Annotated in this window: 11 protein-coding genes; 6 read left to right on the plus strand and 5 right to left on the minus strand. The window is 72.7% G+C overall.

Going from position 1 to position 11,881, the window contains the following annotated elements; all coding sequences use genetic code 11:
• Positions 1 to 14: 14 nt before the first annotated feature.
• Entirely contained in the window at positions 15 to 1,100 is a 1,086-nt protein-coding gene (locus KIH74_RS30225; protein ID WP_214159801.1) for a hypothetical protein, read from the minus strand.
• Between the two features lie 319 nt (positions 1,101 to 1,419).
• Here KIH74_RS30225 and KIH74_RS30230 point away from each other — a divergent pair, with 319 nt between their 5' ends.
• The 6 genes from KIH74_RS30230 to KIH74_RS30255 are packed head-to-tail and all read left to right on the plus strand — an operon-like array spanning position 1,420 to position 9,088.
• The gene (locus tag KIH74_RS30230; protein ID WP_246573450.1) at positions 1,420 to 2,991 is read left to right on the plus strand and encodes a dynamin family protein; all 1,572 of its coding nucleotides are present in this window, start codon (positions 1,420 to 1,422) and stop codon (positions 2,989 to 2,991) included.
• Entirely contained in the window at positions 2,988 to 4,898 is a 1,911-nt protein-coding gene (locus KIH74_RS30235) for a dynamin family protein (RefSeq protein WP_214159803.1), read from the plus strand. The genes KIH74_RS30230 and KIH74_RS30235 overlap by 4 nt, the downstream gene beginning before the upstream one ends.
• Complete coding sequence (locus KIH74_RS30240; protein ID WP_214159804.1) at positions 4,895 to 6,091, plus strand: Hsp70 family protein; 1,197 nt, start codon at positions 4,895 to 4,897, stop codon at positions 6,089 to 6,091. Before KIH74_RS30235 ends, KIH74_RS30240 begins: the two co-directional genes overlap by 4 nt.
• 10 nt (positions 6,092 to 6,101) lie before the next feature.
• On the plus strand, positions 6,102 to 6,980 hold the full coding sequence (locus KIH74_RS30245; protein ID WP_214159805.1) for a TRAFAC clade GTPase domain-containing protein: 879 nt from the start codon (positions 6,102 to 6,104) through the stop codon (positions 6,978 to 6,980).
• A 52-nt stretch (positions 6,981 to 7,032) separates the two neighbouring features.
• On the plus strand, positions 7,033 to 8,097 hold the full coding sequence (locus tag KIH74_RS30250; protein ID WP_214159806.1) for a hypothetical protein: 1,065 nt from the start codon (positions 7,033 to 7,035) through the stop codon (positions 8,095 to 8,097).
• 4 nt (positions 8,098 to 8,101) lie between these two features.
• Positions 8,102 to 9,088 carry a hypothetical protein gene (locus KIH74_RS30255; RefSeq protein ID WP_214159807.1) on the plus strand — a complete coding sequence of 329 codons (987 nt, stop codon included), beginning with the start codon at positions 8,102 to 8,104 and terminating at the stop codon, positions 9,086 to 9,088.
• 57 nt (positions 9,089 to 9,145) lie between these two features.
• Here the strand turns inward: KIH74_RS30255 and KIH74_RS30260 are convergent, their stop codons facing one another.
• The 4 genes from KIH74_RS30260 to KIH74_RS30275 all read right to left on the minus strand — a co-directional run bounded on the left by KIH74_RS30260 (position 9,146) and on the right by KIH74_RS30275 (position 11,790).
• Positions 9,146 to 9,661, minus strand: a complete 516-nt coding sequence (locus KIH74_RS30260; protein ID WP_214159808.1) for a Pycsar system effector family protein — start codon at positions 9,659 to 9,661, stop codon at positions 9,146 to 9,148.
• A gap of 89 nt (positions 9,662 to 9,750) precedes the next feature.
• A complete protein-coding gene (locus KIH74_RS30265) occupies positions 9,751 to 10,194 on the minus strand; it encodes a cytidine/deoxycytidylate deaminase family protein (protein ID WP_214159809.1) in 444 nt (147 codons plus the stop codon).
• Positions 10,191 to 10,952 (minus strand): RibD family protein, encoded by a 762-nt coding sequence (locus KIH74_RS30270; RefSeq protein WP_246573412.1) that lies wholly within the window; start codon positions 10,950 to 10,952, stop codon positions 10,191 to 10,193. Before KIH74_RS30270 ends, KIH74_RS30265 begins: the two co-directional genes overlap by 4 nt.
• A gap of 157 nt (positions 10,953 to 11,109) precedes the next feature.
• A complete protein-coding gene (locus KIH74_RS30275) occupies positions 11,110 to 11,790 on the minus strand; it encodes a GTP cyclohydrolase II (RefSeq protein WP_246573452.1) in 681 nt (226 codons plus the stop codon).
• Positions 11,791 to 11,881 lie beyond the last annotated feature (91 nt).

Raw genomic sequence — 11,881 nt, forward strand, 5'->3', positions numbered from 1 at the left:
TCGGCGGCCGCGGATCAGCGGTCGGGCAGGTCGTACCACCCGTCGTCGTCCAGGTCGTCGGGTGAGAGGTCCCCGGGATCGTCGTCCTGCGCGTCGGGCCAGACCGGGGTGTCGTCGTCCGGCTCGTCGTCCTGGTCGTGGATGTCGTCGAGGGTGTCCCAGGTGTCGGCGCCCTCGTCCAGGGCGGCGACCAGGACGCCCGGGGCGGGCTGGATTCCCGGCCGGCCCGGAACCTGGGACGAATGGTGTTGCCCCTCGGCGACACTCGCCGTGGGGGTGGAGGCCGGGGCGGGCTGGTGCGGGGCCGTCGTGGTGCCGTGGTGGACGTCGTCGGCCGGGTTCTCGGACTCGCCCGGTTCCGGGTGCGGCGTATCCGGGTCGTCGCCCGGCCAGTGATGGCCCGGCAGCCACACAGCCATGGCCGCCAGCGCGGGCAGCGCGACGGCGCTGCCCGCGCCCCACGGGGTGGCCGGGTCGTACGAGCGCCGCCCGGCACCCCGGGCGGCCGCGCGCGGTGGAAGATGGCTCCAGGCGGCGAGAACCGTCTCCTTCTCGTGGTTCTTGGCCCGCACCCGCAGCGGCCGGAAGTCGCTCGGCCGCAGGGCCACGGACTGCCCGTCGATGACGTCGCGGAACAGGTCGTCGCTCAGCACCGCGATCAGATCGCAGTCCTTGCCGTCCCGCAGGCCTTTTCGCACCTCGGGGGAGTCGACGAGCCGGCAGGCGGTGATCACCCCGCGGCTCACGAAACCCAGCGGCCCGACGTCGACCGTGCCCTGGGCCAGGGCCACCCGCAGGCGCATGCGGCCGCCGGGGCCCGGGCTGTCGTTCGCCGAGCGCAGCGCGTCCCGCAGATGGACGATCAGGCCGGCCACCGCCCGTACCTCGTCGATCCCCGGCGGGAACACCAGCAGCTGACCGTCGCCCCGGTCCTGCCGGTCGCCCGCCGACGGGTTGACGCCGACCCGCTCGCAGGCCCAGATCATCATCCGGGCCAGGCGCTGCTGGGTCTCCAGTTTTCCCGCCGCGTCGCGCTCGGTCCACCGTTCGACGTCGGTGACCAGACACAGGCGGCGCACGCCCCTGACCCCGGTGGCCATGGCCCCTCCCCGCTTCGGATTCGACGAGAATAGCGAAGCAGAACATTCCCCGTGGGATTCCGTCAAAAGATGGGATTTGCCTGGCGGGCTGCTACTAGTCTCTGGTTCACCCCGACCGACAGGGGCATCAGCCAATACCGGGCTGGAGACTTCGATGGTAACTCTTCCGGGAAATGAGAAAGACCTCCGAACCGTAACACCGGCCCGATCGGACACCGGGTCGCTCTTTGCCGAGTGTGCCCGCCGGGCCGCCCGCGACCCGGCGCTCGATGACCTGAAATCCCTTGCACGGCTGGCTGATGCCCGAGTGTCGCAGCCCATGCGGCTGGCCGTCGCCGGTCAGGTCAAACGCGGTAAATCCACGTTGCTGAATGCGCTGCTGGGCCGTCGGGTGACAGCTGTCGGGCAACTTGAGACGACCTATTCGGTCACCGAGATCTACCACTCGGACCGGCCGGTTATTCGGGTCAGATATCGCGACGGCCGGGCTCCCGTGGAATATGACGGCGCCGATCTGGCCCGTTTCACCGTGCGTCCGGAGGAGGGCGACGACCGCCTGGCAGGCGTGCGCGCGGTGGAGTACGGCTGCCCGGCGGAACTGCTGAGATCGTTCCGCCTGGTCGACACTCCCGGCCTGGCGAGCCCGTTCGGCACGGACTCCGCCAACACCGCGCAGTACCTGGGCATCTCGCCCGACGACCCGGCGGTCGCGGTCCTGGCCGGCGAACTCGCCGCGACCGGCACCGACGGTGCCCGGATGCACGAGGAGAGCGTCGCCGAGCTGGAGCGGGCCGACGCCGTGCTCTACCTGTTCAGCCGGGCCCTGCACGAGCGTGACCAGGCCGCGGTGAGCGACTTCCTCGGCCCCGGCCGGGCGGGCGGTGCGGTGATGACGCCCCTGCGGGCCTTCGGCGTGCTCAGCCGGTGCGACCAGTACTGGCCTCCGGCAAGGGATCTGCCGGGCAGGCCGGACCCGCTGACCTACGACCCGATGGAGGTGGGCCGCCGGATCGCCACCCGCTACCTGGAGCGCCCGGAGGTCGCCTCGGCCTTCTACACCGTGGTCCCGGTGGCCGGTCTGCTCGGCCTGGGTGCCTGCCTGATGGACGACGAGCATCTCACCTGGCTCCGCGACCTGGCCGCCCTCACGCCCACGGTTCTGACCCGCAGGCTCCGCGACGCCGCCCTGTTCGGCACCGAGCCGCAGCTGCCGGGCGTCACCCTGCCGCCCGGGCACCGCCGGGAGCTCGCCGACCTGCTCGGCGTCTGGGGCATCCACCTGGCCTGCGGCTATCTGCGGGAGGGGCTGGACCCGGAACAGGTTCGCCGAAATCTGCTGCACGACAGCGGGATCGGCCCGTTACGCACGCTCGTCACCCGGCACTTCGGCAACCGGGCCGGGGTGATCAAACGCGACCACGCGCTGCGCGACCTGGAGGCCGAGGTGGCCCGCGTACGGCTGCGCTCTCAGCGGGCGCACGAACCGCCGCCCGCGCCGGTGGCCGGGATCGCCGACCTCCTCGACCGGTTCCGCCACGACGACCACGAACTCCAGGAGCTGGCCGTGCTCGCCGCGCACTACCGCGGCGAACTCCACCTCTCCGCCTCCGAGACCACCGAGATCCTGCGTCTGACCGGGGAATTCGGCACGTCGGCGTTCGCCCGGCTGGGTCTGCCCGAGCCCGGCGACGTGGGCGCCCTGGCCGGCGCCGCCCGGGCCCGGGTCCCGCACTGGGCCCGCCGCGAACTCGACCCGATGCTCGGCCCGGCTGACGAGTTCGCCACCCGCGTCGTGCGTCACGGCTACGAACGACTGGAGCGGCGCAGCGCGCTCGCCGCCGACCTTCTGGGGCTCGCACCCACCACCCACCGACCCGAGGACGACCGATGAACGAGATCGAGCAGCTGCGCACCACCGTCCTGGCCACCTTCACCGACGTCCTGGACGGGGTGGCCGACGACGTCTCGGCCACCCGCCGCGACCTGGCCCTGGCGGTCCGGGACCGGCTGGAACAGGGCCGCTGTTGCGTGGTCGTCTGCGGCGAGTTCCGCCGGGGCAAGTCGAGCCTGCTGAACGCGCTGGTGGGCCGCCCCGGCCTGTTCCCCGTCGACGTCGACGTGACCACCTCCGTCGTGGTCACCCTGACCGCCGGCGAACCCGAGCAGGCGACGGTCCACTTCTCCGGGACCGGGCCGGACGGCGCCGTGCCGGACCCGCTCACGACGTCCCTGGACCGGATCGCCGACTTCGTCACCGAACAGGGCAACCCGGAGAACCGCAGGCAGGTGGAGCGGGTGGAGATGGTCGCGGCGATCGACCCGCCGACCCCGGGCACCGTGCTGGTCGACACCCCCGGCGTGGGCAGCCTGAACCCGGCCCACTCCACCGCCACCCGGGGTTTCCTGGCCAACGCCGACCTGGTGCTGTTCGTCGGCTCCGCGGTCGAGCCGCTGGCCACGGTCGAACTCGAGTTCCTGCGCCTGGCCGTCGAGCGCTGCCCCCTCGTCGTCACCGCCGTCACCATGATCGACCGGGTGCCCGACCCGGGGCCGGTGGTGGAGGAGGCGCGGCGGCGGATCGCCGGGCTCACCGGGCTGCCCCAGGACGAGATCGTCGTGCTGCCGCTGTCCTCGGCCCGGCGTCAGGACGCCCAGGAGGAGCAGGACGAGCTGCTCGACCGGCGCTCCGGCTTCCCGGCGCTGGAGGCGCTGCTGCGCGACGGCCTGGCCGCGACGGTCGGCGTGCAGCAGATCCAGGTCGCGCTGGACGCGCTGGAGGAGCTCCTCGACGAGGCCGCCGCCCCGGTCGAGAACGAGCTGACCCTGCTGCGCGACGGCACCCGGCTGGGCGAGCTCGACCGCGAGCTGAAGCAGGCCCGGGCGCACGCCCTGGGCCTGCGCGCCCGCCGTTCCGCCTGGACCCGCGCCGTGCGCGAGGAGATCGAGACCGGGAGCCGGGAGGCCCGGCGCCGGCTGGAGGACGACTTCTACCGCATCCGCGTCGGTTTCGAGGCCTCGCTGGAGTCCGACGACGTGCTGCGCGACCCGCCGGCCCTGGTCGCCCGGGTCAGCGGCGAGATGCTCGACGCCGCCCAGCAGGGCAACCAGGAACTGCTGAACGTGGTGACCCAGGTGGCGCAGAAGTACGCGGCCGACTTCGAGGTCCCCCTCACCACCACCGCCACCGCACTCGTCGTCCCCACCGAACTGCGCACCCGCACGTCCCGCACCGAGGGCCAGGGATTCCGCCGGTTCCGCTCCACCTGGAGCGGCGGCCTGGCCGGCGGGGGACTGGGAGCCACGACCGGAGTGGTCATCGGCTCCTTCGTCCCCCTGATCGGGCCCATCATCGGCGGCATCGTGGGAGGGCTCATCGGCAAGGGCTGGGGCTGGCTCAGCGGCTCCCGCAGCGCCCGCCAGGACGCCGAGGAACGCGCCCGCCGGGAACGGGTCGCCGACCTGCGCTCCCAGGTCGTCCTGATGATCGAGACCGGTCGCCGCCGGGCCACCGACGCCCTGCGCGACCAGATGACCGACCTGATCCGCGAGGTGGTTCGCGCCCTGGAGGCACAGATCGAGGCCTCCCACGCGTCCGTCGAGGAGTCGATCCGGCGGCTGTCGGCCGACCGGGAGCGCACCGCCGAGGAACGCCGCCACCGGCTGCCCGAGGTGGAGGCGGCCCACCAGCGCCTCACCGCCACCCGCCGTCACCTCACCGGGCTGCGCCGCGCCGCGGACCGGCTGGAGGCGGGCGCCCCGATCCGTGCGCTCGCGGCACGCCAGGAGCGCGGCGCGTGAGCCACGTCTACGGAATCGACGCCGGCACCACCAGCTCGGCGATCGCCGTCGGGCTGGACGACGGAACCGTGCTCCGGGTGAAGGATCCCGGCTCGGCCCACGGCTCGGTGTCGAGCGCCAGCTCGGCCTGCGTGCTGAGGAACGGCACCGTCGCGGTGGGCGCCGCCGCCGAGGCCGTCCGGATCGCCCGCGCCGAGCACTACTGGTCGGAGTTCAAGCGCGAGTTCGCCACCCCCGTCACCCGGATGCTCGGCGGCCGGCACCGCAGCGCCGCCGACCTGACCACCGAGCTGCTCGCGTTCCTGCGCCGCGAGGCGGGCCGCCGGGTGCCCGGAGAACCGGAGGCCGTCGTCGTCACCGTGCCGGTCAGCTGGGAACGGGGCCGCCGTGAGCTGATGACCTCGGTTTTGGCCGCGAGCGGGTTCACGGCCGGGCGGATCGAGCTGCGTGACGAGCCGGTCGCGGCCGCCGCGCACGTCCTGGGCAGGAACCCGGACGTCGGCCCCACCCTGGTGTACGACCTCGGCGGGGGGACGTTCGACTGCGCCGTGGTGCGCCCCTCGCCCGGGGGCATCGAGGTGCTCGGCCGTCCCGGCGGCCTGCCCGACGTCGGCGGCTCCGGCTTCGACCGGCTGCTGCTGCGCCACGTCGCCACCGTGTTCCCGCGCGAGTGGGAGAAGCTCACCGCCCAGGCGGACTCGGACGCGACGCTGCTGCGCGGGCGCCGTCGTCTGCTCGACGCCTGCCGCACCGTGAAGGTCCAGCTCTCGGTCGTCGACACGCACGAGGAGTACCTGCCCGACCTCGGCCCCGACGTGGTCCTGGAGATGACCCGGCGGCAGCTCGACGACCTGCTGCGGCCCGCACTCGCGGCCACGCTCGCCGAGTGCGAGCGGATGCTCGGCGAACTCGCGCTCACCTGGGGCGACATCGACCGGATCCTGCCCGTCGGCGGCTCCACCCGGCTGCCCGCGGTGAACGATCTGCTGCGGCTCGGGACCGGGCGGCCGATTCTGCCCGTCGGCGACCCGGACCTGGCCACCGTGCACGGCGCCGTCGACCTGGCACGTGGCCTGATCGAACCGCCCGCACCGCAACCCGTTCCAGAACCCGAGCCCGAACCTGATCCCGAACCGGCCCCCCTGGCGCGCCGGCCGTCCGTCTATCGGCCAGAGGCAAGCCCTTTCGACTGAGGGAGTCCCGATGAGAATAGCGATGCTGGGGCACAGCAATTCCGGCAAGACCACCTACGTGTCCAGCATGTACGCCGCGCTCCAGCGCGGTCCCAGCGGTTTCCGGCTGGCCTCGGAGTCCGGGCGGCATCACGAGGAACTGCTGCGGGCCGCCTCCACGATCCGGGCCGGGGGTTACCCGCCACCGTCGTCCCAGCGCAGTGAGTACGCCTTCCAGCTCTGGCGCCGGCAGCAGTCGGTGCTGGACTTCACCTGGCACGACTACCGCGGCGGCGCGCTGTTCGAGCGGGCCGGCGACTCACCCGAAACCCTCCAGCTGATGGAGAATCTCGCCGGCGCCGACGGCATCGTGGTCTTCGTCGACGCCCATCACCTCGCGACGTCACGACATTCGGCCTCGCAGGCGCGGCGCCTGACGGCGCTGAGCCAGCGGGCGGTCGAGAGCCGTCACGACGTCATCCCCGTCGTGATCGTCTACACCAAGGCCGATCTCGTCACCACCGACGAGCAGTGGCGCGCGGCGGGCGCGCCGCTGGCCGCGCTGGAGAAGGCGGTGCTCGAGTCGCCCAACATCGCCGGGATGGTGACCCGGGTGAGCTGCCGCACCGGGCAGAACGTGACGACGCCGGTGCTCTGGCTGGTCTCCTGCGGTCTGGCCCGGCACGTGGAGCAGCTGGAGAACAACGCCAGGTCCAGCACCCGGGCGGCCGAGGCGGCCCGGGAGCGGATCACGCTGAGCGACAGCGTCGGGTCGTTCTTCCGCAACGAGCGCAGCTGGGCCCAGATCGCCGACGGCCACGCCCGCGACGCCGCGCAGTACCGCTCGCAGTTCCGTTCCCTGCGAGGCACTTCCAGGAAACTCAGCCGGGCAGCCGCCCGCGCCCTCTGATCGTCCTCCGTTGCCCGACCCGTTGCCCGACCCGTTGAGGAGTGTCACCGTGATGCAGATACCGGAAGCCACCGTCACCATGATCGGAGCCCCCGGATGCGGGAAGACGACGTACTTCCTGGGGATGTACGCCACCATGTCCAGCGGCCTCCAGGGGTACTTCCTGGTCACCGAGGACCTCGACCTCGACCTGGAACTGTCCGAGAACTGGGACGGGATGTGCGACGACGGCGAGATGCCGGCGCCCACCAACGGCGAGGTGCCGCGCACGTTCCCGCTGGTGTTCCGCAACGGGTTGCAGACCATCCTCAGGTTCTCCTGGGAGGACTACCGGGGTGGTGCGATGAGCAACCGCGCCGACGACGAGGTGGCGGTCGACGCCACGCACCTGCTGGAGCGGGTGCACCGCTCGGACAGCATCTATCTGGTGGTCAACGGGAACGAGCTCCTCGAGCCGGTGACGCAGGCCAGTCTTCAGCAGGTGCGGCGGGCGACCAAGTCCCGGCGGATGAACGCGGTGCTGCAAGACACCACGCGACGGCGCCAGGAGGAGGGCCGGCCGGTGCCGTCCATGGTCGTGCTGGTCACCAAGTCCGACCTGATCGCCCGCGCCAACCCGGGAGTCGGCAAGGAGGAGCTCGTGGAGCGCATCGCCGACTCGGCCCGGGCCCTCCTGCCGTCGTGCTTCCAGGAGGGCACCAACACCCTGATCTGCCCGGTGCGGATCGGCGAGTTCTCCGGCGACGCGCAGAAACAGGTGGCTCCCGAGGACGTGAGCCCCCGTAACCTGCACTTCCCGATGATCTTCTCGTTCCTGAACTACCTCGACGGGCAGGTGGAGTCCACCCGCGCCCGGCTGGACTCCACCAGGAGCCTGATCGCCGGCAACCGCGGTGAGGCCGACCGGATGAACAGCACGTTCGTGGGCCGGATGTTCAAGGGCGGCGAGATCGGCCGGCTGCGCTCGGCCGCGATCACGGCGGAGGCGGAGATCACCACGCTGACACAGGACCTGAACCGCTCGGAGCGGCAGCTGACGGCGCTGAGCGAAGACCTGCGGTCGGCCCTGAAGAACTGCGACGTGGCCGTTTTCCAAGACGGCGTCCGGGTTCAGTGACGGCATGACGTCACACCTTTGGTATCCCGTCGTCCACGGCCGTACCCGTTCCGTGGACCGCTGGTGGCGGGTCCTTCCCGAGGGCCTGACCGAGGGCGAGTCCGCCTGGCTGCGCCAGGCGGTGCAGGCCGTGGTGGCCGGTGGCCGCGACCTGGCCGTCGGCCCGCGGTTCCTGCTGGCCGACGAGGGACGCCTGCGGTTGGTGGGGGTGGCCTGTCAGGCCGGTCTGCTGAGCCGGACCATGGCCACCGACACCGGGAAGGCGGCCGGCCGGCCGTTGTACACCTTCGTCGGCTGGATGAACCGCTCGCCGTCCCCGCCCGCCCCGGTCCCCGGTCTGCCCGCCTGGCAGGCCCACCTGGCCGACTGGGCCGCACCCGTTTACGACCACTGGGTCGGGCAGGACTGGGACCGCCCGGCCCGGAAACTGAACGCGCCGAACCTGTCCCGGCCGGGTGAGGCTCCCTGGGAGGTGGCGGCACTCCCGGCGGACGGTGCCTGGACGCCCGCCCGCACCTCACCACCCGGTGTCCGGGTGGTGCCGGCCGCCCGGGCGGAGGCGGTGTGGAACGCGGCCGTCGCCGGGCCCGGCCCGGTGCTGCTGACCACGGGCTGGCCCGGTGTCGCCGGAATCCCGCGGGGCGCCACGATGACCGCCACCTGCGACGTGGCGGAGGAGCTGACCCTGCCCCCTCCGGCCACACCCGTCACGGAGCGGGAGCCGGAGGCCGTGAAGGAGGAGGCCACGAACGCGGAGGCCACGAAGGAGGAGGCCACGAAGGAGGAGGAACTGCCCGATGCCGGTGACGAACTGCTCGCGTGGGCGAAGTCCGTCCTGGCGAGGGTCCCCTGGGTGCCCGGGCGCGGGGAGAGGGACCGGCCGGAGACGGAACCCGTGGTGGAGGAGAAGATCCCGGACCCACCGCCGTCCCGGGGCCGGGGGATGAGGGCGCTGCTGGGTGACGACGAGCGGGAGAAGCCCGGGAGATGAGGCGGGCCCGGTCCTCCCCGATTCGGGGAGGACCGGGAAGGACCGGGCCCGTGCGGGTCAGCCGGTCACCGCGAGCAGCCAGGCCGCCGACCCGGCGAACACCGCCACGGTCAGGCAGCCGATGGCCCGGTTGAGCCAGCGGTGCTTGAGCACCGCGATCCCCGCCAGCCGCTGCGACAGGCTCCAGATCTCCAGCAGCAGCGTCGCCGGTTCGGCGGGTTCGGCCGGGGCACCCATGCGGGCCACCCAGGGGAAGGCGAACCGGTTGGGGCCCGGCGGTGGGGTGATCCGCGCGCGGACCACCTGCGCCACGCAGAACACCGAGGCCAGGAAACAGAGCGCGCAGCAGCCCGCGCAGATCAGCACGAGCGCCTGGCGCCAGGCCGCGTCCGGCACGTCCGGCGGGTCGTAGCCGGCGGCCAGGGCCGCGAGCGCCCCGGCCTGGACGGCGACCACCAGGTTGGCCTTGCTGTCGGCGTGCTGGATGGTCTGCTGGAACGACTGCATCACGGCGAGACCGGTGCTGAGCCGGACCTCGGCGCTCAGCTCGGTGGGTGGGTCTGCATCGGACACGAGGGCCTCCTGGTCGGTGTTCCTCACCAGTGGGCCACGAGAAGCGGCGGGAGAAGCCGTCATTCGGCGGGATCCGGCAAGATCGCCGCTCACAGCAGGTGCGCGTTGATCTCCCGCACCCGCCCGGCCAGCTCGGGCAGCTCGACGACCTCGACCCCCGCCGCGGTCAGGGTCTGGACGCCCACGCAGTCGGCGAACAGCGAGGGCTCCCGCAGCGCCAGCACGACCCGGCCGATCCCGGCGTCCAGAATCAGCTGGGTGCAGGGGACCGGGCGCGAGCGCCGGACGGTGCACGGCTCCATCGAGGTGTAGATCGTGGCACCCGGGAGATCCTGGCCGCCGGTCAATTTGGCGAGGGCCGCCTCCTCCGCGTGGTAGGCCGGATCGGTCTCGCCGGTGAAGCCGTCCGCCAGCAGTGCCCCGCCGGCCGACACGACGGCGGCGCCGACGGCGTAGTGCGTGGGAGACGGCGGCGAGCGACGGGACACCTCGACGGCGGCCTCCAGCCAGTACCGGTCGCCGGACTGCGTCATACCGGGGATCTCCTGTCGCTCAGGGTGTATCGGAGCAGGACGACGTCACCGATCGGGGTGGCGCCGGCCAGCTGGGCGCGGTGGTCGCCGGACCACGGGAACCGGGCGTCGCCCACGAACCGGGGCGCCCGGGAGTCACCGACGAACACCGGTGCGACGACGAGTTGCAGTTCGTCGGCCAGCCCGGCGGCGAGGAACTGGGTGTGCATCGCCGAGCCGCCCTCCACCATCAGGCGGCGCACGCCCCGCCCGGCCAGGTCGGCCAGCACCCCGGCCAGGTCGAGCGGGTCGCCGGCGTCCACCACCGTGGCCACCGGGCCGACCCGTTCCCGGGCCCGGCCCACGGCCGGGGTGGCGGCGTACACCACCGGGCGTCCCGCCTCGTCGTCACCGTCCACGGGGTCGAAGAACCGCGCGGCCGGATCGAGGTCGCCGCTGCCGGTGACGGTGACCCGCAGCGGGGTGGAGGGCAGCCCGCGGCTGCGCCGGGCGGTACGGGCCTGGGCCGAGCGCACCTGGAGCCGCGGGTTGTCGTGGCGGATCGTGGACAGGCCGACCAGGATCGCGTCCACGCCCGCCCGTTCCTCGTCCACCCGCTCGAAGTCGGCGGCGTTGGACAGCAGCAGGCGCTGCGGGCTCGCGTCGTCGATGTACCCGTCGATCGACGCGGCACAGCTGAGAAGCACGAATGGACGCTCGTGGCCGCCGTTCCCGGCGGCCGTCCGGTTCCCTTGTGCCTGAGTCGGTATGCGCGTCATCAGTTTTCCCGGGTTCTCAGGTGCGGGGTCACCGCGACGACGGCAGCGGCTGCCCCACCGGCAGCCGGTTCCGCCCAGCCGTCCCGGGCAACCGACGGTACTCGTCCCGTGGTCGGAGAGCGACGACCGGATTCATGGAGGTTCTCCCGCGATCGGGTCAGACGGCCAGCGGCAGGGCGATGGTGTGGTGGGTGTGGGTGACCTTCGCCCGCAGGTAGCGCGCGTTGGCGTCCGACAGGTGGACGCCGGTCGGGACCCGCTCGGTCACCTGCACTCCCAGCGACTCCAGCTGGAGGGCCTTGTCCGGGTTGTTGCTCAGCAGCCGGATCCGGCCGGCGCCCAGGGCGCGCAGCATCTGCGCGGCGGCGGTGTAGTCCCGCTCGTCCTCGCCCCGGCCGAGCGCCCGGTTGGCCTCGTAGGTGTCCAGGCCGGTGTCTTGCAGCGCGTAGGCGTCGAGCTTGGCGTACAGCCCGATGCCGCGACCCTCCTGCCGCAGGTACAGCAGGAAGCCGCCGGCCTCGGTGATCGCCTGCGCGGCCTCGCGCAGCTGCGGACCGCAGTCGCAGCGCTGGGAGCCGAAGACGTCTCCGGTGAGGCACTCGCTGTGCGGGCGCACGAGCGGTGCGTCGCCCCCGTCGGTGAGCCGGGCGCGCCAGTCGCCGAGCCCCAGCGCCAGGTGCTCCAGACCGTCGGCCAGGCCGGTGAAGGTGAACACCTCGGCCGTGGTGCGGTAGCTGTCGGGGAACGCCAGCGGCACCGTGACCTGCGTGCGTACCCCTGCCGCCGGGGTGCCCGGGGTGCCCGGTTCGTCGGCCCCGGCCGTCGTCAGTGTCGTCATCATGACCCCAGATTGTTGAAGGTTCAATGAATCATTCGACGATCGGGTTGAACCTTCAACCGTGAAGCGGGGTGGCGTGCGTCACGCGAGC

This window comes from Kineosporia corallincola (assembly GCF_018499875.1).
Classification (GTDB): Bacteria; Actinomycetota; Actinomycetes; order Actinomycetales; family Kineosporiaceae; genus Kineosporia; species Kineosporia corallincola.

What these genes read in the sequence shown, in the direction of transcription:
- KIH74_RS30225 (WP_214159801.1), bottom strand. Translation starts at nt 1,100, where the DNA reads ATGGCCACCGGGGTCAGGGGCGTGCGCCGCCTGTGTCTGGTCACCGAC.
- KIH74_RS30245 (WP_214159805.1), top strand. Translation starts at nt 6,102, where the DNA reads ATGAGAATAGCGATGCTGGGGCACAGCAATTCCGGCAAGACCACCTAC.
- KIH74_RS30250 (WP_214159806.1), top strand. Translation starts at nt 7,033, where the DNA reads ATGCAGATACCGGAAGCCACCGTCACCATGATCGGAGCCCCCGGATGC.
- KIH74_RS30265 (WP_214159809.1), bottom strand. Translation starts at nt 10,194, where the DNA reads ATGACGCAGTCCGGCGACCGGTACTGGCTGGAGGCCGCCGTCGAGGTG.
- KIH74_RS30230 (WP_246573450.1), top strand. Translation starts at nt 1,420, where the DNA reads ATGCGGCTGGCCGTCGCCGGTCAGGTCAAACGCGGTAAATCCACGTTG.
- KIH74_RS30270 (WP_246573412.1), bottom strand. Translation starts at nt 10,952, where the DNA reads ATGACGCGCATACCGACTCAGGCACAAGGGAACCGGACGGCCGCCGGG.
- KIH74_RS30235 (WP_214159803.1), top strand. Translation starts at nt 2,988, where the DNA reads ATGAACGAGATCGAGCAGCTGCGCACCACCGTCCTGGCCACCTTCACC.
- KIH74_RS30275 (WP_246573452.1), bottom strand. Translation starts at nt 11,790, where the DNA reads ATGACGACACTGACGACGGCCGGGGCCGACGAACCGGGCACCCCGGGC.
- KIH74_RS30255 (WP_214159807.1), top strand. Translation starts at nt 8,102, where the DNA reads ATGACGTCACACCTTTGGTATCCCGTCGTCCACGGCCGTACCCGTTCC.